This is a genomic window from Actinomadura sp. RB99, from assembly GCF_014706005.1.
In the GTDB taxonomy this organism is placed as follows: Bacteria; Actinomycetota; Actinomycetes; order Streptosporangiales; family Streptosporangiaceae; genus Spirillospora.
The window spans coordinates 40386-60038 of record NZ_JABMCA010000017.1; the positions used below are offsets into that span (position 1 = coordinate 40386).

At 72.6% G+C, this 19653-nt stretch carries 15 protein-coding genes; 8 read left to right on the plus strand and 7 right to left on the minus strand.

What is annotated here, in order from left to right:
- Positions 1–165 precede the first annotated feature (165 nt).
- A complete protein-coding gene (locus tag amrb99_RS17775; protein ID WP_241755655.1) occupies positions 166–1119 on the minus strand; it encodes a formyltransferase family protein in 954 nt (317 codons plus the stop codon).
- A gap of 34 nt (positions 1120–1153) precedes the next feature.
- Here amrb99_RS17775 and amrb99_RS17780 point away from each other — a divergent pair, with 34 nt between their 5' ends.
- Complete coding sequence (locus tag amrb99_RS17780) at positions 1154–1801, plus strand: hypothetical protein (protein WP_190857102.1); 648 nt, start codon at positions 1154–1156, stop codon at positions 1799–1801.
- Here amrb99_RS17780 and amrb99_RS17785 read toward each other — a convergent pair.
- Positions 1798–2580 carry a hypothetical protein gene (locus amrb99_RS17785; protein ID WP_206699984.1) on the minus strand — a complete coding sequence of 261 codons (783 nt, stop codon included), beginning with the start codon at positions 2578–2580 and terminating at the stop codon, positions 1798–1800. The genes amrb99_RS17780 and amrb99_RS17785 overlap by 4 nt on opposite strands.
- A gap of 67 nt (positions 2581–2647) precedes the next feature.
- Here amrb99_RS17785 and amrb99_RS17790 point away from each other — a divergent pair, with 67 nt between their 5' ends.
- From amrb99_RS17790 to amrb99_RS17820, 7 genes are all read left to right on the plus strand, one after another.
- The gene (locus amrb99_RS17790; protein ID WP_190857103.1) at positions 2648–4432 is read left to right on the plus strand and encodes a non-ribosomal peptide synthetase; all 1785 of its coding nucleotides are present in this window, start codon (positions 2648–2650) and stop codon (positions 4430–4432) included.
- Complete coding sequence (locus amrb99_RS17795) at positions 4429–8214, plus strand: non-ribosomal peptide synthetase (protein WP_190857104.1); 3786 nt, start codon at positions 4429–4431, stop codon at positions 8212–8214. The genes amrb99_RS17790 and amrb99_RS17795 overlap by 4 nt, the downstream gene beginning before the upstream one ends.
- A 4-nt stretch (positions 8215–8218) precedes the next feature.
- On the plus strand, positions 8219–8572 hold the full coding sequence (locus amrb99_RS17800; protein WP_190857105.1) for a CU044_2847 family protein: 354 nt from the start codon (positions 8219–8221) through the stop codon (positions 8570–8572).
- A complete protein-coding gene (locus amrb99_RS17805) occupies positions 8569–12591 on the plus strand; it encodes a trypsin-like peptidase domain-containing protein (protein ID WP_190857106.1) in 4023 nt (1340 codons plus the stop codon). The genes amrb99_RS17800 and amrb99_RS17805 overlap by 4 nt, the downstream gene beginning before the upstream one ends.
- A gap of 111 nt (positions 12592–12702) precedes the next feature.
- On the plus strand, positions 12703–13191 hold the full coding sequence (locus tag amrb99_RS17810) for a thiamine pyrophosphate-binding protein (RefSeq protein ID WP_190857107.1): 489 nt from the start codon (positions 12703–12705) through the stop codon (positions 13189–13191).
- A gap of 2 nt (positions 13192–13193) precedes the next feature.
- The gene (locus amrb99_RS17815; RefSeq protein WP_206699985.1) at positions 13194–13745 is read left to right on the plus strand and encodes a thiamine pyrophosphate-dependent enzyme; all 552 of its coding nucleotides are present in this window, start codon (positions 13194–13196) and stop codon (positions 13743–13745) included.
- Positions 13742–14731, plus strand: a complete 990-nt coding sequence (locus tag amrb99_RS17820; protein ID WP_190857265.1) for an isocitrate lyase/phosphoenolpyruvate mutase family protein — start codon at positions 13742–13744, stop codon at positions 14729–14731. Before amrb99_RS17815 ends, amrb99_RS17820 begins: the two co-directional genes overlap by 4 nt.
- On the opposite strand, the gene amrb99_RS17825 is transcribed toward amrb99_RS17820, so the two are convergent.
- Genes amrb99_RS17825 through amrb99_RS17845 form a run of 5 tightly spaced genes read right to left on the minus strand, consistent with a single transcriptional unit; the run spans position 14646 to position 19641 of the window.
- Positions 14646–16001 (minus strand): XRE family transcriptional regulator, encoded by a 1356-nt coding sequence (locus amrb99_RS17825; RefSeq protein WP_194736937.1) that lies wholly within the window; start codon positions 15999–16001, stop codon positions 14646–14648. The genes amrb99_RS17820 and amrb99_RS17825 overlap by 86 nt on opposite strands.
- Positions 15998–17101, minus strand: a complete 1104-nt coding sequence (locus tag amrb99_RS17830) for a phosphonoacetaldehyde reductase (protein ID WP_190857108.1) — start codon at positions 17099–17101, stop codon at positions 15998–16000. The genes amrb99_RS17825 and amrb99_RS17830 overlap by 4 nt, the downstream gene beginning before the upstream one ends.
- The gene (locus amrb99_RS17835; protein WP_347256724.1) at positions 17098–18213 is read right to left on the minus strand and encodes a glycerate kinase; all 1116 of its coding nucleotides are present in this window, start codon (positions 18211–18213) and stop codon (positions 17098–17100) included. The genes amrb99_RS17830 and amrb99_RS17835 overlap by 4 nt, the downstream gene beginning before the upstream one ends.
- The gene (locus amrb99_RS17840) at positions 18135–18674 is read right to left on the minus strand and encodes an NUDIX domain-containing protein (RefSeq protein WP_190857110.1); all 540 of its coding nucleotides are present in this window, start codon (positions 18672–18674) and stop codon (positions 18135–18137) included. Before amrb99_RS17840 ends, amrb99_RS17835 begins: the two co-directional genes overlap by 79 nt.
- Positions 18667–19641, minus strand: coding sequence for an acetylxylan esterase (locus tag amrb99_RS17845; RefSeq protein WP_190857111.1), 975 nt, complete (start codon positions 19639–19641; stop codon positions 18667–18669). Before amrb99_RS17845 ends, amrb99_RS17840 begins: the two co-directional genes overlap by 8 nt.
- Between the last annotated feature and the right edge of the window lie 12 nt (positions 19642–19653).

Here is a 19653-nt window from a genome sequence, read left to right on the forward strand (position 1 = left end):
CTTGGATGCACGAAGAGGCATGCTCTCGGTGAGAGCATGCCTCCGAGCCCACTCTCGAATGATGCCCGAAAAGCAGGAGCATCCAGCAAACTGAAAAATGTAGCCCTTCCCGGTAAACCCGGAACATCACGGAGTCCAGCAAGGCGTGAGCCCTTATGGCGCCCGTCAGGTGGACCTATCTCGGCGGCGTCGGCGAGATCCGGGGGATGGGTCGTCGGGCTCTGATGGTGCCGAGTGAAATCCGTTCTCCGGACGCTCGATCCGCCACTCGGCATACGGCGTCAGCCGGTGCCGGCGAAGCCGGCGCCAGGCGCAGACGAGGTCGGTACGCAGACCCCGGTCCCGGTTTCGGATGGCGTGTCCGCCCGGCGGCTGCGCTTGGTAGGGGACGGTGCCGCCGCGTTCCAGCGTCCCGAGCAGATCGACGAGTTCGTCGATGGCGCCTTTGAGCGCGCGGCACCAGACCATCTCCTCGGTGTCGTCTGGAGCGACCGGCGCGTGCAGGACGGCGAGGAGGGGGCCCGCGTCCACCCGCCGCCTGACCAGGTGCAGGCTGGCCCCCGCATTCCCCTCGTCCCCCCGGTAGAGCGCCATGAAGATCCCTTGGTTGCCGCGGTAGCGCGGCAGGCACCCGGCGTGCACGTTGATCGCCGTTCCGGCCGCCTTCAGGGTCGCGTCACCCAGGATCGAGACGGCGAACACGATGGTGATGTCCGGATCCCAGTCGAGGAGCGCCCTCGCTGCCTCAGGAGCGTTCACCGAGGGGACGCGGACGACCGTCTCCGGAGGCGTGTGCGGTCCCAGCTCAGCGAAGAAGGCCTCACGGTACCGTCGGTAGCCGTGCAGCTTCTGCCGGTACTCGTGGACGAGCCGGTAGAACCAGTCCCTGTAACGTCGCCGCCGCAGCAACCGCTTATGCCAGCGATCGCCTTGTTCCACGATGACGCCCGTGAGATCGAACCTGCCCGCTAGGACGGAGTAGAGGTACAGATGGTGCGGACCTTCCGATCCGATCGCCGCGACGCGCAGCGGCCGCTCTCCCGAGCGTTCGACAGACAGAACTCCTGAGCCGGATTCCATTCCTCGACCTCCCGGGACACCCGTGGCCTTCATCGACATCTTCACTCCGCGAACCTCTTCTGTCAGGCCCGCCATGTTCGCCGGCGAGTACGCCTTCGCCCACGACGGCTGGCCTGGCGTCCTGACCCTGCGGGTCTCCAGCGGGCGCAACCTGCGGGGGTCCTACCGCGATCACCGGCTCGACCAGACCTTCGCCGTGACGGGTCAGGTCGACGTGGCCGTCCGGCACCGGGTCGAGCTGCTGATCCACGACTTCAACTGGCTGCCCGAGCAGCGCTTCACCGGATATCTGTCGACTCGTGACGGAATGTTGCTCGCCGGAACCACGCTTTGGGAGAACGACCCGTTCGGCTTCGTCGCGCTGCGCGCCCGCGAACTGCCCCCGCCGGTGCCCGGCCAGGCCACCAACGATGTGGCGCCCGCCGACTTCGCGGGCAGGTACACCCTCCTGCACGAGGGCGCGGAGGCCTCGGTCGATCTGGAGCACGTCGATGGCGGCGTCCTCGCCGGAACCTGCCGCGGCGACGGATGGGAGCTCGGTGTCCACGGCGAGATCGACGCGACGACCGCGCACGGCCTCACCCTCCGTTTCACCGGAGACGAGTCGGTCGCGGATGTCCGGGCGCATGGTCATCTGTTCACGCGACAGAAGAACGCGATCAGCGGCGAGATCCGCAACGGCGACACGGTCACCGGGTTCGGGCTGTTCCGAGAGGGCTAGGGCGCGGTGATCGTCAGGGTCCATCCGACGGTCCCGGACTCCGGGACCGTCACCGCGTCGCCCGGACCGCACGCGCCGAGGTCGCCCGTCCGGCCGAGCAGCGGCTCGACACCGATGGACCGGTACGGCGCGTGCTCCGGCCAGCCGCACAGATTCCGCCAGTAGGCCACGCCGGTGGGGAGGCCGGCGGAGGTAACGGTCATCGTCAGCCGGTCGGTGCCGTCGATGACCGTGACCGTGGCGACGTCCGGGACGACCACCATCAGTGTGGTGCCGTCGTCGGGACCCAGCGCGCCCAGGTCGACCCCGTCCAGCTCCGGCCAGGAGAACGACTTCAGCCCGCCTTCGACCCCGACCGTCGCGGGCAGGCCGTGGGGAAGTTCCAGGCGGGCGTTGGGCGAGACGTCCAGCAGCGCGTGGGCCGCCCAGATGAAACGGCGGCCCGGATCGGCGGAGACCTCGTAGGTGACGGTGAGGGTGTCGCCCTCGATCTCCATCCGGCGGCGCAGCCGGAATCCGCCGCCCTCGGCCTCGTGACCGTTTCCGGTCTCCCGCCATGGCCTGGACCACAGGTCCCCGTGGTCGGGCGGGCCGCCCAGCGTCGGCAGGCACTCCTCCAGGCCGCCGGCGTCGACGAAAGCGTCACCAGGAGCAACCCGCGCACGCAGCGGCTCCTGTCTGGACCAGAGCCATTCGCGGCCCGACGCCGATCGGAGCGAAGTCCACCTCCCCCCGAGCTCAGGATCCACGGTCACGGTCATCGTGCGGGCTCCGCCCACGTCGGGCTCCTCTGGTCGGGAGAAGGCCGTCATCGTACTCTGAGCGGAGCCCGCTGAAGGGGGGCCGATGGCTCTGCTGCACAGGCTCATCGAAGACCAGGTGGACCGGGATCCCGACGGCGTCGCGGTCCTGACCGACACCGAGGCGCTCACCTACCGCGAACTCGACGACCGGGCCAATCGCGTGGCCCGGTTCCTCCTCGACAGAGGCGTCCGCCCCGACGGGGTCGTGGGGGTCGGCATGGACCGGTCCGCCGCACTGGTCGCGGTCCTGCTCGGAGTGCTCAAGGCGGGCGCCGCCTACCTGCCGCTCGACCTCGACGCTCCCACCGCCCGCAACGCGGACCTGCTGCAACGCGCGGGAAGTGCGGTGTGCCTGTGCGACGGGCCGTCGGACCTGCCGGGCGCCCTGCCCCTCCCCGACCTGTCCGGCCTGGCCCCGGCCCGGCCGGATGTGCGGATCCGGGAGGACGGGCTGGTCTCGGTCTACCACACCTCGGGTTCGACCGGCCCGCCCAAGGCGGTGGCCAGCGTCCACCGGGGCTGGGTCGGCCGGATGCGCTGGATGCAGGACGCACACGACCTGCGGCCGGGTGAGCGGGTGCTACAGAAGACCACGCTGACCTTTGACGACGCGGCCGTCGAGGTGTTCTGGCCGCTGATCGCGGGCGGCACCGTCGTGATGCTCCCGCCGGGTCTGCACCGCGATCCGGCGGCGATCCGCGCGGCGACCGCCCGGCACCGCGTCGCCGTGCTCCAGTTCGTCCCGAGCTGGCTCGCCGAGTTCCTCGACCTGCCGCATGGTCCCGGCTTGGAATCGGTCCGCCTGGTCGTGTCCGCGGGCGAACCGCTCCAGCCGGAGCTGGTGCGGCGGTTCCGGCGGGCGTTCGGGCCGGACTGCGTGCTGCGGAACCTGTGGGGGCTGACCGAGACCTCGATCGATTCGACCGCGCACACCTGTGGCCCCGAGGACGAGGAGGGGCCGGTTCCGATCGGCACGGTCATCGACGGTGCCGAGGTGCACGTCCTGGACGATCTGCTCCGCCCGTGCCCTCCGGGCCGGCCCGGCGAGCTGTACATCGGCGGTTCGGGCCTGGCCCGCTGCTACCTCGGCGACCCCGTCCGGACGGCCGAGCGTTTCGTGGCGAGCCCCTTCGGCACGGGCGAGCGTCTCTACCGGACGGGCGACCGCGGCCTGCGGCGCGACGACGGGGCGCTGATGTTCCTCGGCCGCCATGACCGCCAGGTCAAACTACGGGGCATCCGCGTCGAGCTGAGCGAGATCGAGAACGCCCTGGTCCGCCACCCTTCCGTGGTCAACGCGGCGGTCGTCCTGGCCAGGGACCCGCTCGGTGAGCCCTGCCTCGTCGCCTACGTCGCGGGGCCGGCGCCCGCGCCGCGCGAGGAGTTCGTCGCCTTCCTGTCGCGCGAGCTGCCGCCCTACACGATCCCCTCGCTGTTCGTCCCGGTCGCGGAGATGCCCAAGACCTCCAGCGGCAAGACCGACCGGAAGTCGCTGCCCCCGCCCGACTGGTCGGCGCGCTCCGCGGCGGCCGCCTACCGACCGCCCTCCACTCCCCTGGAGCAGGCACTGGCCGAGCTGTGGGCCGAATCGCTCGGAGTCTCCCGCGTCGGCGTCGACGACGACTTCTTCCTCATCGGCGGCGCCTCGGTTCACGCGACCCGGCTGATGGCGCATGTCCGGTCGGCGTTCACCGTGGACATCCCCTTGCAGGAGCTGTTCGACCATCCGACGATCGCCCGGTTCGCACCGGTCGTCGAGGCCGCGGTCCATGCCGCGGTGGCCGCGATGAGCGACGCCGACGTCGCCTCTCGCATCGCGGAACCATGACGTCCGGCGAGTTCTCGTCGGCCGCCCGGCGGGAGCTGGTGGAACGGCTGTTACGCGGAGCCGGAGACCCGGCGATCGGGCCCCGCGCCCCCGGCGCGCCCGTTCCGCTGCTGCCCGCCCAGAGGAGGGTGTGGCTGGCCGACCGGTTGCTCGGCCGCGGCCCCGGCTACCACGTGTACATCGCGGCCGAACTGGTCGGCGACCTCGACGTCGAGGCGCTGCGCAGGGCCCTGGCCGACCTCGCAGGCCGCCATCAGGCGCTGCGCACGTCGTTCGCGGTCGAGGACGGCGAGGTCCGGCAGATCGTCGCCGCACGCGGTGCCGTGCCGCTGGAGGTCTCCGCGGCCTCCGACCTCGGCGCGCAACTCCGGGAGGCCGCACGCCGGACATTCCCCGACGAGGTCCCGCCCATCCGCGCGGAACTGTTCACGGGTGGCCGGACGCACCTGATCCTGGTCGCCCACCACCTCCTCGCGGACGGATGGTCGCTGCGGCTGCTCGTCGCCGACCTCTCCGCCCTCTACCGGGCCCATCGGCTCGGCCTGGCTCCCCCGCCCGTCCGGGCCGCCATCGGGGCGGCGGACGCGGCGTGCGCGCTCGCCCGGCCGCCCGGCCCGTCGCCGGAGGGGCTGCGGTTCTGGACGGAACGGCTCGCCCTTCCGCTGCCGGTCCTCGACCTGCCCGCCGACCGGTCGCGGCCGCCCGTCGCGACGGGGAACGGTGCGCTGCTGCGCCTGACCCTCGACCGGGGGCTCTGCGCGGCACTGCGGCGGCTCGGGGAAGGGACCGCCTTCTCGGCCCTGCTAGCGGGGTTCGCCGCAGCGCTCCAGCGCTGGACCGAACAGGACGACCTGGTGATCGGGGTCCCGGTCAGCGGCCGCGACAGGGCAGAACTCCAGTCCGTCGTCGGGCTCTTCGCCCAGACGCTGCCACTGCGGATCGGCCTTGCCGGCCACGAGGGACTTCGCGCCCTCGCCGCGCGGGTCCGCCGGCAGTTCCTGACCGCGCACCGGTATTCCGACGTGCCGTTCGATGCCATCGTGCGGGCGCTCGCCCTTCCCCGCGACGCCGCGCGCAACCCCGTCTACCAGGCGTCGTTCGTGATGGAGGACGAGCCGGTGGAGCTGGACCGGCTCGACGGCCTCCGGACGGTCCCGGCTCCGCTTCACAACGGCACCGCCAAGTTCGACGTCACCCTCTACGCGACCGAGCGCGGCGGCCCGATCGAGCTGTCCCTGGAGTACGCGACCGACGTCTTCGGCGAGGAGACCGCCCGGCGTCTCCTGGGGACCTGCCGGGACCTGCTGACCGCCGCGGCCGCCGCCCCGGACGTGCCGCTGCCCAGAGTGCCGCTGCCCCCGGGACCGCCCCTCGCGGGTCCCGTCCGAGCCCGCCCCGACCATGGAGCCCACCGCCTCGTCGCCGCCACCGGCGGCACCGCCCTGCTCGGTACGGGCCGGCCGATCGGCTACGGCGAACTGGACCAGCGCTCGTCGCGGCTCGCGATGCGGTTGCGCCACCGCGGAGTCGGCCGCGGCACGGTCGTCGCGATCCGTCTCGACCGCGGACCCGAGCTGGTGGTCGCCGCGCTCGCGGTGTGGCGGGCGGGCGGGGCGTTCCTCGGCGTCGATCCGGACCACCCGCCCGAGCGGACCCGCCGAATGCTCGAGCATGCGGGCGTCCGGCTCGTCATCACGCCCGGCGTCCTCGCCGATCTGGAGCGGGAGGGCCCGGCCACGGGCGGCCCGGACGCCGATGTCCGCGGCGCGGATCTGGCGTACGTCGTGCGGACGTCGGGTTCGAGCGGGCCCCCGAAAGGCGTCATGGCCACGCACGCCGGAGTGGTGAACTACCTGTCCTACGTCGTGGAGCAGTACGGCCTCGGCGCGGACGACGTCGTTCTGCAACTGCCGTCGTTCGCGTTCGACTCCGCGATCCGCGACACCTTCGCGCCGCTCGCCGCCGGCGCCACCCTCGTGCTCACCGATTCCCGGACGTCCGCCGACCCCGCGTCGATCCTCGACGCCCTGGCCCGGCACCGCGTCACCTGCCTGCTGAGCGTGGTGCCGACTCTGCTCACCGAGCTCGCGCGCGCGGCCGGGGGGCACTGGGCACGCGACCACTCCGCGCTGCGGCTGGTCCTCGTCAGCGGTGAACCTCTACGCTGGGCCGACCTGCGCCGCGCCCGGAGCGCGCTCGGCCCCGGCGCGGTCTTCGTCAACCAGTACGGGCCGACCGAGACGACGATGACCGCGACCTTCCGTCCCGTCGCCCCAGGCGAGGACGGGACCGGCGACGTGCCCGCAGGACGCCTCATCCCGAACCTCGACGGCGTCATCCTGGACCGGTTCCTGCGGCCGGTCGCCCCGGGAGTGCCCGGCGAACTGTACCTCGGGGGCACCGGCGTGGCCCGCGGCTATCTGGGCGACTCCGCCACGTCGGCGTCGCGGTTCGTGGCCGGGCCGGACGGCGCGCTCCGCTACCGCACCGGCGACCGCGTTCGCGTCCTGCCGGACGGCGAGATCGCCTTCCTCCGCCGCACCGACGCCTTGCTGAAGCGCCACGGCGTCCGGGTGGATCCCGGCGAGGTCGAGGAGGCGCTGCGGTCGGTCCCCGGCGTCCACGACGCGGCGGTGACAGCCGACGGCGCCGAACTGGCCGCCTACCTCACCGGTGCGGGCGCCCTGGACGCCGCCGCGCTCCGGGCCCACCTGCGGGCCCTGCTGCCCGGCCCCATGATTCCCAGCTCGTACCACCAGCTCCCGGCCCTGCCTCGGACCCCCAACGGCAAGGTCGACCGGGCGGCGCTCACCCCCTCCCCGGACTCCGCGCTGAGCCGGCCGCCGGGACGCCCGCCCGCGACCGCGCTCGAACGGAGCATCGCCGGGCTGTGGGCCGAAGCGCTCGGCTCCGCCGCTCCCGTCCCCGCCGACGTCGACTTCTTCGCCCTCGGCGGCGATTCCCTGGCGGCGATCGTGCTGGCGGAACGGCTCACGGAACATCTCGGCGCGCGGGTGGCCCCGGCCGACCTCCTGGCCTCGGCGACCGTCGCCGCGCTCGCCGAAGGCCGCGGCCTCGCGGACGGTGCCCGGCACGCCGTCCCTCTCCGGGACGGCGAGGGGGCGCCACTGGTACTCATCCATCCCCTGTCGGGCGATCTGCTCTGCTACCGGCACCTGCTGGCCGGGCTGCCACCGAGCCGTACGGTCCTCGGATTCCAGTCGCACGGGGCACCGCCCGGCACGGTGGCCGAGCTCGCCGGCCGGTACGCGCGGGAGGCCCGGCGGCGTCATCCGCGGGGCCCGCTCGACCTGGCAGGCTGGTCGTTCGGCGGGCTGATCGCCGTCGAGATGGCCCGGCTGCTCGGCGGCGCGCGTGGCGGCGTCCGGACCCTCGCCCTGCTCGACACCTCGCCGCGCGACGAGACCGAGGACCTGACCGAGGCCGAAGCACGCGCGATCCTCGCCGCGACCTCGCCGGGCCCCGTCCCCGAGTCGCTGGTCGAGTCGCTGCTCGCCAATGCCCGCGCCCGCCGCGGATACCGGTTCCGCGGCCCCCGCCTGGACATCGACCTCGTGCTGGTGCAGGCCACCCAGGACTATCCCGTCCTGCCTGCGCGCCGGATGGACGAACCCGAGCTGTGGCGTGCGCGCACCACGGGCTCGGTCCGTGTCCTGTCCCTGCCCACCAGTCACTACGGCCTTCTCGACACCGACCATGTGTCCGCGATCGCCAGGATCCTGGAACCTGTTGCGGACCGCGGCGCCCGAAAGGCAGGCTGACCCCGTGACCGACTACGTCGAGGTTCCCTTGCAGGACGGGGTCTCGCTCATCGTCCAGCGCGCCCCCGAGGACGAGGGCGACATCGTCCGCGCGGGCCGTATCCGTGACGTGGCCGCGCTCGCCGGGGAGTCGTTCGAATCGGCGCTCCAGCGGCTGAAGACCGCCGCCGAGCAGGTCGGGGCCACGATGCGGAACTCCGTGTCGCCGCCCTCGGAGATCACCGTCGAGTTCGCGATCAAGGTCGGGACGTCGGCGGGTGTCGTCATCGCCAACACCAACGCCGAGGCCAACCTCAAGGTCGCGCTGCGCTGGACGGACGCCCCCGCGGCCGGGCCTCCGGCGGACTCCTCGGAGTGAGCGGGACCCTCCACGGGAGCGTCGCACGGATCTGGTCCCCGGCGGGAACGATCGTCGGCGCGGGACTCCTCGTCCGCGAGCGGCACGTGCTCACCTGCGCGCATGTCGTCGCGGGCGCGCTCGGCATCGAGGACACCGGAGCGCCCCTCCCCGAGGGCGTCGTCGAACTCGATTTCCCCCTGGCGAGCCACGGGCCCCGGCTGACCGCGCGCATCGTCCACTGGGTGCCGGTCGGGCCGGACGGCGAAGGGGACATCGCGGGCCTGCTCCTCGACGCCGACCCGCCCGCGGGCACCGAGCCCGCCCTGCTGGTCTCCACCGCGCAGCCCTATGGACTGGCGTTCCGGACCTTCGGGTTCCCCGGCGGGCGTCCGGGCGGCGACTGGGCCGACGGGGTCTTCGCCGGCGTCCAGGCCACCTCCTGGCTGCAACTGGAGCACGAGCGCCAGACCGGACGCAGGGTGCAGCGCGGTTACAGCGGAGCTCCCGTCTGGGTGGACGAACTCCAGGGTGTGGCAGGCATGGTCGTCGCGGCGGACCGACAGGACACCGACCGCGTCGCCTACGCGCTGACCACCGAGACCCTCGTGGCGTCCTGGCCCGAGGTCCTGGAAGAAAGGACCATCGCCCCCACCCCCTACAAGGGCCTCGCGGCGTTCCGGCGGAGCGACGCCGAAGTGTTCTTCGGCCGGAACGAGGACGTCGCGCGGTTGAAGAGCGCGGTCGCGGCGAAACCGCTGACAGCGGTCATCGGGCCGTCCGGGGGAGGCAAGTCGTCGGTCGTCCAGGCCGGGCTCATCCCCGCTCTCGAGGAGGAGGGATCCTGGTCGTTCGCGGTGTTCCGGCCGCGTAAGCAGCCCTATGAGGAATTGGCCAGAGAACTGCTGCGGCTGCTGCAGCCCGACTCGTCGGAGTTCGACCTGTTGCTGGAGACCCCGCGGATGACCGAGCTGCTGGAGCGCGGCGGGCTCGGCATGGTCGCCAGGCGCGTCACCGGCGAGGGCGGCCGGCTGCTGATCGTCGGGGACCAGTTCGAGGAGCTGTACACCCACCACCGCGACCCCGACAAGCCCCGCCGGTTCGTCACCGACCTCCTCGGCCTCGCCGACGAACCGGACGTGCGGCTGGTGCTGACGATGCGTGCCGACTTCCTCAACCAGGCCCTGGGCGACCGGGCGTTCGCCGAGGCGCTCACCGGCGCGATCGAGCCGGTCGGCCCGCTGTCGGCCGCCGGGCTGCGCGAGGCGGTCGAGCGGCCCGCGGCGCTGCGCCGGGCCGTGTTCGAACCGGGTCTCGTCCACCGGATCCTCGAGGACGTCGGCGGGCGGCCGGGACGGCTGCCGCTGCTGGAGTTCACGCTGTCCCTGCTGTGGGAGCGGCAGCACCGCCTGACCATCGGCCACGACGCCTACGAGGCGATCGGCGGGGTCGAGGGTGCGCTGACCCACCACGCCGAGCAGGTCCTGGGCCACTACCCCGAGGCCGAGCGGCTCCAGGTGAGGCAGGTGCTGCTCCAGCTGGTCACTCCCGGAGAAGGCACACCCGACACCCGCCGGCTCGCGAGCAGGACCGAGCTGAGGCCCGGCGACTGGCCGATCGCCCGCCGGCTCGCCGACGACCGGCTGGTGGTGACCGGCGCCGACCCGTCCGGCGAGCAGACCGTCGAACTGGTTCACGAGGCCCTCATCACCGGCTGGCCCCGGCTCCGCGAGTGGGTCGCCCTGGACCGCACCTTCCGGATCTGGCAGGAACGGGTCCGCGAGCAGATCCGCGTGTGGCGGGCGTTCGGCGAGGACCAAAGCGTCCTGCTGCGCGGTCCGCTGCTCGCGGAGGCCGAGACCTGGCTGGCGGAGCGCGACGCCGAGATCACCGTCGAGGAGCACGAGTTCGTCCGGCTCAGCAGGGAGCGTCAGGAACAGGAGGACGCACGCTACCGCAGGCTCTACGCCGAGGCCCTCTCGCGGCAGCTCGTCGCCCACTCCGAACTGGTCCGCGGCGAACGGCCCAACGCGCTGCCGCTCAGCGTGTTGCTGGCCGCCGAGGCGCTACGGCGGTCGCCGTCGTTCGAGGCCGATCTCGCACTGCGGCGCGGGCTGGCGCTGCTGCCCACGAAAGCGGTCCGGCTCCCGCATGAGGCCGACGTCCAGGTCGCCCGGTTCTCCCCCGACGGCTCCCTGCTCGTGACGGCGGGCGATGACGCGGCGGCCCGCGTCTGGGACGTGCGGACCGGCGAGGAGCTCCACCGCCTGCGGCACCGCAGCGGCGGCTGGCTGCGCGCCGTCGCGTTCAGCCCCGACGGAACCCGCCTGGTCACCGGAAGCGAGAACGGCGGGGCGCGGCTGTGGTCCCTCGACGACGGGAGCCTGCTCGGCGAGCTCGTGCACGGCGGCTGGGTCGCCGCGCTCGCCTACCACCCCGGCGGCGCGCTGCTGGCGAGCGGCAGCGACGACGGTCTGGTGCGCGTCTGGGACGGCCGTGACACCCCGCTCGTCAGCATTCCGCTGGACGGATGGGTGCGCAGCGTCGCGTTCAACGGCGACGGCTCCCTCATGGTGACCGGCGGAGCCGACCGCATCGCCCGGATCTGGAACACGGCCGACTGGACCGAACTCGCCCGCCACGCGCACGGAGAGCCCGTCCGCGACGCGGTGTTCGGGCCCGGCGGGCTGGCCGCGAGCGCGAGCGACGACGGCACGGCGGTGCTCTGGAACGTCGACGGGATCCGTCATGTCCTGCGGCACGACGGCCCGGTGACGGCCGTCGCGTTCTCCGCCGACGTACGGCTCGCGGCCACCGCCTGCGACGACGGCCACGCCCGGATTTGGGACACGGCGACCGGCGCGGAACTCGTCCGGCTGCGGCACGGCGGCGCGGTGCGCGCCGTGGTCTTCGATCCGGTGTCCCCCCGGCTGTTCACCGGTTCCGACGACGGCACCGCACGGGTGTGGAGCACCGGAGGCGCCGAACTCCTGCGGATGTGCCACCAGAAGGCCGTCCGGGCCGTGGCGGTCAGCCCCGGCGGCGAATGGGGCGCGTCGGCCAGCCAGGACGACGAGGGCGCCCTCTGGTCGACGACCGCGCATGCCGAGCAGCGCCACCAGAGCGCGGGCGGACCGGTCGCGGCGCTGGCGATGGGGGGCGAACGGCTCGCGGCCTCCACCGAGGGGGCGATCCGACTGTGGAGCGCGGACGGGCGCACCGGTACCGCGGCGCTCGCCACCGGGACGTCTCCCCGCGTCCTGGCCGTCTCCCCCGACGGCCTGACTCTCGCGGGCGCCGGCGAAGGCGGCGAGGTCCGGCGCTGGGCCCTGCCTGCCGGAGATCCCGCACCGGTCCTGCCGACCGGTGCGGAAGAGGTACGCGCGCTGGCGTTCGCTCCGGACGGCCGGACCCTCGCCGCCGTCGGCGACATCCCGGCCGTCCTCCTGCTGCCCTCGGCCGGCGGCGCCCCTGCGCGGGCGGAACTGGGCGACGGCGCGGGCGCCGTGGCCTTCTCCGCCGACGGTGCGCGCGTCGCCGCCCTCGACGACTCCGGCGTCCTCACTCTCGCCGCCCGCGACGGCACCGTACTGGAGCACCGTTCCTTCGCCCGGGACGACTGGTGGGGCGGGGGCGCGCTGCACGGGTTCACGTCGCTGGCCGCGATCGGCCGCGCGGGGCGCACCCGCGTCTTCGACGCCGAGACCGGCGAGGTCCGCGCCGAGGTCGATCCCGAGAGCTGGGTGAGCCGCGCCGTCTTCAGTCCGGACGGTCGGCTGTTCGCCACCGTCGGGGATGACGCGGTCGTCCGCGTCTGGGATGCGGACACCGGGAACGAGCGATGCCGTCTCCCCCACCCCGCCGAGGTCACCGGTGTCGTCTTCGCCCCCGACGGGACCGTGGTCACCGGGGCGTCCGACGGTTGGGTCCGCTGGTGGCCTCTCCGTCCCGAAGACCTCCTCGCCCAAGCCGCCGAGCGGGTGTCCAGGGAACTGACGCCAGAAGAGCGTTCGCGTTACCTCGGTGTCGAAGCGACATGACCTGAACGCCGGTTCCGCTGACCGGTAGCGGACACCAGAGCGACGAAATGCCGGTCCAATGGTGTCTAGCATGGTGAGGCAGCGCTGTTCCGGCGCCGGGAAGGAGAACGAATGCCGGCGGCGGAGGAATTGATACGGGAACTCACAGATCGCGGGTACGCCGATTTCACGGGGGTTCCCCGTTCGATGCTCAAAGGGATATTCAAGATCGTTGAAAACCCTGGGCCGAGCGGACGAATTCGGCATTTTCCGGCGCCGCGTGAGGACACCGCGCTGGGGGTCGCATCGGGATTGGCGGTCGCCGGCCGCAAAGCCGTGGTGCTGATGCAGAATTCCGGACTGGCGAATGGGCTGAACGTGCTCACCTCGTTCAATCTCGTCTACGAGGTGCGGCTTCCGCTGGTGGTCAGCTGGCGCGGGTCCGACCCGGACGACGCCGTCGAGCACCGGGTGATCGGCCGGGAGCTCCCCCGGCTTCTGGACCTCTTCGGCCTCGCCTGGAACGTCCTCGACGTGTCCGATGTCCGCCGGTCGGTCGACACGTGGCTCGCACGCCTGGTGGAGACGACCTCGGTGCTCGTCGTGCGCGAGGGGATCTGACCGTGCTCGGGACGCGCGAGGCGATCGGCCTGGTCCTCGACCGGTTCCCGGCCGCGCTGTACGTCTCCACCTGCGGCTTCATCTCGCGCGACCTGTTCGGCCTCGGAGACCGTCCGGCCAACTTCTACATGGTGGGCTCCATGGGCATCGCCGCCCCCTTCGCCCTGGGTGTGGCGCTGGCCGAACCTGGGCGGACGGTCGTGGTCCTCGACGGCGACGGCTCGCTGGCCATGAACCTCGGCTGCCTGCCGATGACGGGCGGGCTGGCCCCGGACCTCGTGCACGTCGTCCTCGACAACTCCTGCCACGAGAGCACCGGCGGCCAGCGGACGGTCCTGCCGGACGACCTCGCGGCCGTCGCCCTCGGATGCGGCTACGCGGGCGCGGCCGCAGCCGACTCTCCCGAGTCCTTCGGCGAGGTGAAAGTGCACGCCACACCTTTCCTTCTCCATCTCCGGTGCCGGCCCCGGAGCGGTGGGCCCGGCGGCCGGGTGTCCCGGTCACCGCAGGAGATCGTGGCCGCTTTCAGGTCGGAGATCGGGGTCCTGCCGTGACGGTGGGTCTGCGGGCGGCCCTGGAGAGCGGCCGGCTCCTGCGGGCCACCGGGGCGCACAGCGCGCTCAGTGCCCGTCTCGTGGAGGAGGCCGGGTTCGACGTCGTCTGGTCGAGCGGACTGGAGATCTCGGCCGTCGCGGGAGTGCCCGACGCCGACATCCTCACCATGCCGCGGTTCCTGGAGGCCGCCGCGGAGATGGCGGAGGCGGTCGCGATCCCGGTTCTCGCGGACTGCAACTCGGGATACGGCAACCCGAGCAACGTCGCCTACATGGTGCGAGCGTTCGAGGCGCGCGGCGTGGCGGGCGTCTGCATCGAGGACAAGCTGTTCCCCAAACTGAACAGTTTCGTGGCGGGCGACCACGCGCTTGCCTCGGCCGCGGACTTCGCCGCCAAGATCCGGGCGGCGGTCGAGTCGCGCCGGAGCCGCGACCTCATGGTCGTGGCCAGGATCGAGGCGCTGATCTCGGGCCGCGGCTTGGACGAGGCCCTCCGCCGAGCCGGAGTCTATGAGCGGGCGGGGGCCGACGCCCTGCTCATCCACTCCAAGGAGCCGGAGCCCGACGAGGTGTTCGCGTTCCGGGAGCGGTACCGCGGGGACCTCCCCGTCATCGTGATACCTACCACCTACCACCAGGTCATCGCCGCCGAGCTGGCCGAGCGCGGCTTCGGCATGGTCATCTACGCCAACCACGGACTGCGCTGCTCCATCTCGGCGATGCGGCGCACCTTCGCACGGATCATCGAGGACGGCACCACCGGCAATGTCGAGCAGACCATGGCCTCGCTCCAGGACGTCTTCGACCTCCAGCACGTCCGGGAGATGACGGAGCGTCAGCGCAGGTTCGAGACACAGGGCCGCGAGCTGGCCGCGCCCGGCGACACACCGCCGGCGGCCCCTAGTACCAACGGCCGGTCTCCCGGAGGAAGCGGGGCAGGCCCCCCGGCGCCATCGATCCCAACGCGGTCCGGCTCTCCGGAGTGACCCGGCCGCCGATGCGCAGGCTGAGCAGGCGGCATCCGGCGGAGGAGGCGGCGGCGAAGGCGACACTCGCGAAGGGCTTGAAGTAGGCCGAGTCGCCCGGTTCCAGACGATCTTCGAAGGACCTGCCGTCGAAGCTCCAGCGAAGGTCCGCGGGAGCGGCTCCCACGTTGTAGACGTACTGGTGCTGGTAGGTGCGGAGCGCCACGTCGGCGGAACCGGTCACCGGGAGGATCTCCAGTGCCCGGGTGTGGGGGTGGAGGCTGCTTCCGGCGAGCTCTCTGATCCGGTAGGCGGCGGGTCCCGGCGAAGGGTAGGACCACTGCCTCGCCTCACCCGCCCGGCAGTGACGGATCGAACCGGCCATGTCGCTGACGACCGGCAGCAGGTCGCGGGGACTGACGCGCAGCGCCTTCGCCATTCGCGCCAGCTCCTCCGCCGTGGGCGGCACGTCTCCGGTGAGCAGGTCGGCGACCCGGTCCTCCGGAATCCCCGCGAGACCTGCGAACCGGTCGGCGGGCAGGGCGCAGCCGTCCAGGAAGTCCCGGAGGATCGCCGCGGAGGCGGGCTCCTCGGGCCGGCGCACGAAGCTCGCGGCGGTCCCGGAGCCGAGTGCCGCCAGCTCCCGCTGGGCGTCGCCGACCAGTTCGGCGCCGTAGGTGAGCGCCAGGATATGCGCGTCGGCGCCCTCCTCCCGGCAGGTGAACGTGTGCGGCGAGAACGGGACTCCCCAGACCGAGTCGCCGGTGTTCATGCGCAGCACCCGGTCGCCTTCCGGCTCGCGCACGTAGTAGTTGACCGGCCCGACGAAATAGGTGAACTGGTAGAGGAGGTGCCCTCTGTTCCACCGGACTCCCGGGTGCGCGGGATCGTCGTCGTCGACGACCGAGAGCATCCTGATCCACTCCGGCCGGAACGAGGCCACCCGTGACATCGCGGTGTCCCGGTACTCGTAGTAGGCGATGCCGCCGCGCCGCAGCACCCTCGCCGAGGCGATGGCGTCCGTCAGCCGGTGGACGACCGCGCCGTCCGGGCAGTCGTCGCGCCAGGGCATCAGGTCGCTTTCGTTGACCGGCCAGACGGCTGCGGCACGGCGCAGCACCTCCGCCGGGATCTCCGCTCCGCCCCCGGCATAGGAGGCGAACTCGGCCGCTGTGATGCCGAGGTCGGCGGCCGCTGCTTCGTCGTCTCGCTTCAGGTCATTGGCCGCGCTCCGCAGGAGCGCCGCCGCCCGGAGCCGGTAGCCCCGCTCGTCCACCGAGCTGTCGTTCACAGGACGGCCTCCAATGCCTCCTGGACGGAGCCGGCTTCGAGGTCGACGGGGTTGTTCCCGGCGCGGTCCCCCACCTCCATCCCGGCCCGCACCAGACCGGCCAGGTCCTTCGCGGCGACCCCGTAGCCGCCGAGCTCCGCGGGCCAGGCATGTCGCCGCAACCGCTCGGCGATCAGGTCGCCCGTCCTCCCCGTGACGGATCCGAGCAGGAGCACGGAGTCCTCGACGGTGACACGAGCGGGGCCCTTCGAGCGCGCCAGGTTGTAGTCGGCGAGCCAGCGCAGGTTGAGCATGCAGGCCACTCCATGAGGGATTCCGTAACGGATGGTCAGGGCGTAGGCGAACGCGTGGGCGGCGGTGGTCCGCGTCATCGCGATGGCCCGCCCGGCGGCCAGGGCCCCGGCAGCGAGGCGTTCGCGGACTTCCAGCGGCGGGTCCTGCACGCGAGCGCCGAGATGCGGGACCAGGAGCGTCAGGGCCTCCCTCGCCAGGCGACGGGACGCGTCGGTGGCCCGCCTGCTCCAGTGGGACTCCACGCCGTGGCACACCGCGTCGAACAGTCCGCTGCTGACCACTTCGGGTGGGCACGACGCCGTCAGGCACGGGTCGACGATCGCGACGTCCGCGCGGACCCGGGAGTGATCCAGGGAATACTTGCGTCCCGCGTGGAAGATCGTGGCGAATCCGGTCACCTCACTGCCACTGCCCGCAGTGGTGGCGACCAGGAACAAGGGCAGCCCGTCGGCGGCGAACCGGTCGTCCGCCCCCGTCAGCGCGGCCAAGGCGAGCGAGGGGTCCGCGGGAAGCAGCCGGACGGCCTTGGCGACGTCCATCGCACTCCCGCCGCCGACCCCGACGATCGCGTCGGGCCGCCAGGCGTCCCGGACCCGGCATCCCTCGACGACATGGTCGAGCAGCGGGTTCGGGGTGAAGGCCGAGAATGCGCGCCACTCCAGGCCCTCCAGGGCGCGGTCGGCATGGATCGACCGCAGGGCGCGGTCCGTCGCGATCAGCAGCGGCCGTCGCACCCGGTGGCGGGCAAGGATCGCACCGACGGCGTCCGACTCGCCCGGCCCGACGAAGAGTTCCGGTTCGGTCATCGCCGGCCACCGGGCTTGAGGAGGGCGTTCGCGAGGTCCGCGGCGGCCGTTTCCAGAATCGCCTCCGCATCGCGGATCGCTTCGGAGGCGGTCGCCCGGTAATCGGTGAACGGGACGACGACCGTGCCGGGGCCCAGGACTCCGCCTATCGCCGGATCCACGGAACCCGCGATCAGGCCGCTCCGGGCCGTCCCCCCGACGGCGGTCAGCAGCCGGTAGGTCCCCTTGCCGAGCAGGCTGGTCCGGTCGAAACGGCCCTCGCCCGTGATGACGAGGTCGGCGCGGGCCAGCGGGCCCGCCAGGTCCAGGAGCTCGTTCATGACCGTGAAGCCAGGCGCGCACCGCGCCCCGAGGGCGGCGAGTGCCCCGGCCAGACCGCCTCCGGAACCACCGCACCGCACCGTCTGAACGTCCCGGCCGGTCCGCTCCCTGTAGCGTTCGCGGAGCCGTCGCATCCGTGCCTCCAGCCGGGGGACGTCCGCTTCGGTCGCCCCCTTCTGCCGGGCGAAGTACCGCGTGGCATCGGCGAAGCCGATCTCCACGTCGCCCGCGACCCGCAGGTCCGCTCGGACAGCCGTCCAGGACAGCGCCTCCACCGCACCGAGCCCGCCGTCCAGGGTCACCGTGTCGCCGATCGTCACGATGATCCGCTCATGGCCCGCGGCCACTGCCAGGGCGACGAGTTCGCCCACCCCCCGTGTGGTCGACCTCATCGGGTCCGGCCGGGCGCCCGCACGTGCCCACCCGCACGCCTCGGCGGCCTCGACGACCGCGGTGCCGTCGGGCAGTTCCGCCCAGGCCGCCTCCACCGTGCCGCCGTAGGGGCCGGTGACCCGCGCCCGACGGAGGCGCGCGTTCCGGTGCGCGGCCAGGACGTCCAGCGTCCCCTGGCCGCCATCGCTCAGCGGCATCGCCAGGATGTCGAGGGACGGATCAAGCCGGACCAGTGCGCGGGTCACCGCGGACGCCACGGTTCCAGCGGTCAACGTGCCGCGGAACTTGTCGGGGAGGACGACCACCCGCCGGCAGCCCGTCACGACGGCTGGGCCGAACGGACGGCCAGGAGGAGCGCGGCGACGGTCCGCGCCTCGCGGATCACTCCGTCGCCGCACAGGCGGACGGCGTCGTCAAGGAGCAGCGTCGCGGGTTTCAGGCTGTGCTCCTCATCGCCGTCCAACGGATCGGGCGTCAGCCCGGTCGCCAGGAAGACATGGGTCCGCTGCGACAGGTAGCCGGGGCTCAGGCTGAGCGTGCAGAGCGGGGTGAGGTCGCCGCGCAGCCCGAGTTCCTCGCGCAACTCCCGGCCGGCGGCCTCCAGTGGGCTCTCACCTGGATCGATCCGTCCCTTGGGCAGGCAGAGCTCGCGCCCGTCGATCGCCCCGAAGTACTCCTCGACGAGATGGACCCGGCCCTCCTCGTCGAGGGCGACGACCGCGACGCTGTCGTCCTTCTTCAGGACCTCCCAGGTGACGACACGGTCCGGGGCCACCCTGATGTCCCGCTCGACCACCGTCAGCCTGCGGCCGCGGAAGACCTCCCGCTCCGCGAGGACCTCCTCCTCTTGATCAGCCAATGCCCGCCTCCCGCGTCAGCCAGCGGTGCTGGTTCTCCAGGTGGTGGGCCTCGCCGCTCTCGTGGCCGTTCCAGGCGTACACCGTGATCTCCTTCGGCCCTCCGTAGACGTTGAAACAGCCGTACACCCCCTGCGGCGGGCACGTCTCGTCCATGAGCGCCACACCGAAGTGAGCGGGGCACTGCGCGGCGGGCACGAGGCAGGCCACGTCGAAGTAGGCCAGCGTGGCGAACGCCCGGTCGGCGAGGCTCCGGTGAGTCCTGCACCACTTGACGAGCTCCGGGTACGGGCCCGTCACCGCGGCCCGGCAGGAGGCGCGGATGTCGCAGAGGAACGGGACGTTAGGCATCGCCGCCGCGACCCCGGGATGAAGGGAAGCCGCGACCAGCGACAGTGCTCCCCCTTGGCTGGTGCCGGTGGTGACCAGCCGCGCGGGATCTGCGGACGGCAGCTCCCTGGCAGCGTCGACGGCCCGTACGGCGTCGGTGAACAGCCGCCGGTAGTAGTAGTCCTCCCGGGCGGTGAGCCCGTCGGTGAGGAAGCCCGGCACCTGGGGCCCTCCGGACGACCCCGGATCAGGGGTGTCGCCGACCCGCCAGGAGCTGCCCTGCCCGCGGGTGTCCATGATCAGGTGCGGGTATCCGGCGGCGGACCAGAAGAGCAGCTCGTGGTGGAGCCCCCGCCCGCCCCCGTAGCCGATGAACTCGATGATCGTCGCGGCGTCCCTGCGGGGCTCGCGCGGCAGCAGGTACCACGCCCTGATCGGATGGCCGCCGAAGCCCGCGAAACCGACGTCGTACACTTCGGCGCCTCGAAGAGGCGTCTCGGTGACGCGCTCCACCGTGACGTCCAAGGGGAAACGGGCGGTCTCGTCGAGGGTCTCGCGCCAGAAGTCGCTCAGGTCCGCCGGCACGGGCGTCGCCGGACGGTAGGAGAGGAGTTCGTGCGCCGTGGTGTCGTAGAACATCCGTTCCCCGTC

What these genes read in the sequence shown, in the direction of transcription:
- amrb99_RS17775 (WP_241755655.1), bottom strand. Translation starts at nt 1,119, where the DNA reads ATGTCGATGAAGGCCACGGGTGTCCCGGGAGGTCGAGGAATGGAATCC.
- amrb99_RS17780 (WP_190857102.1), top strand. Translation starts at nt 1,154, where the DNA reads ATGTTCGCCGGCGAGTACGCCTTCGCCCACGACGGCTGGCCTGGCGTC.
- amrb99_RS17790 (WP_190857103.1), top strand. Translation starts at nt 2,648, where the DNA reads ATGGCTCTGCTGCACAGGCTCATCGAAGACCAGGTGGACCGGGATCCC.
- amrb99_RS17795 (WP_190857104.1), top strand. Translation starts at nt 4,429, where the DNA reads ATGACGTCCGGCGAGTTCTCGTCGGCCGCCCGGCGGGAGCTGGTGGAA.
- amrb99_RS17810 (WP_190857107.1), top strand. Translation starts at nt 12,703, where the DNA reads ATGCCGGCGGCGGAGGAATTGATACGGGAACTCACAGATCGCGGGTAC.
- amrb99_RS17830 (WP_190857108.1), bottom strand. Translation starts at nt 17,101, where the DNA reads ATGACCGAACCGGAACTCTTCGTCGGGCCGGGCGAGTCGGACGCCGTC.
- amrb99_RS17845 (WP_190857111.1), bottom strand. Translation starts at nt 19,641, where the DNA reads ATGTTCTACGACACCACGGCGCACGAACTCCTCTCCTACCGTCCGGCG.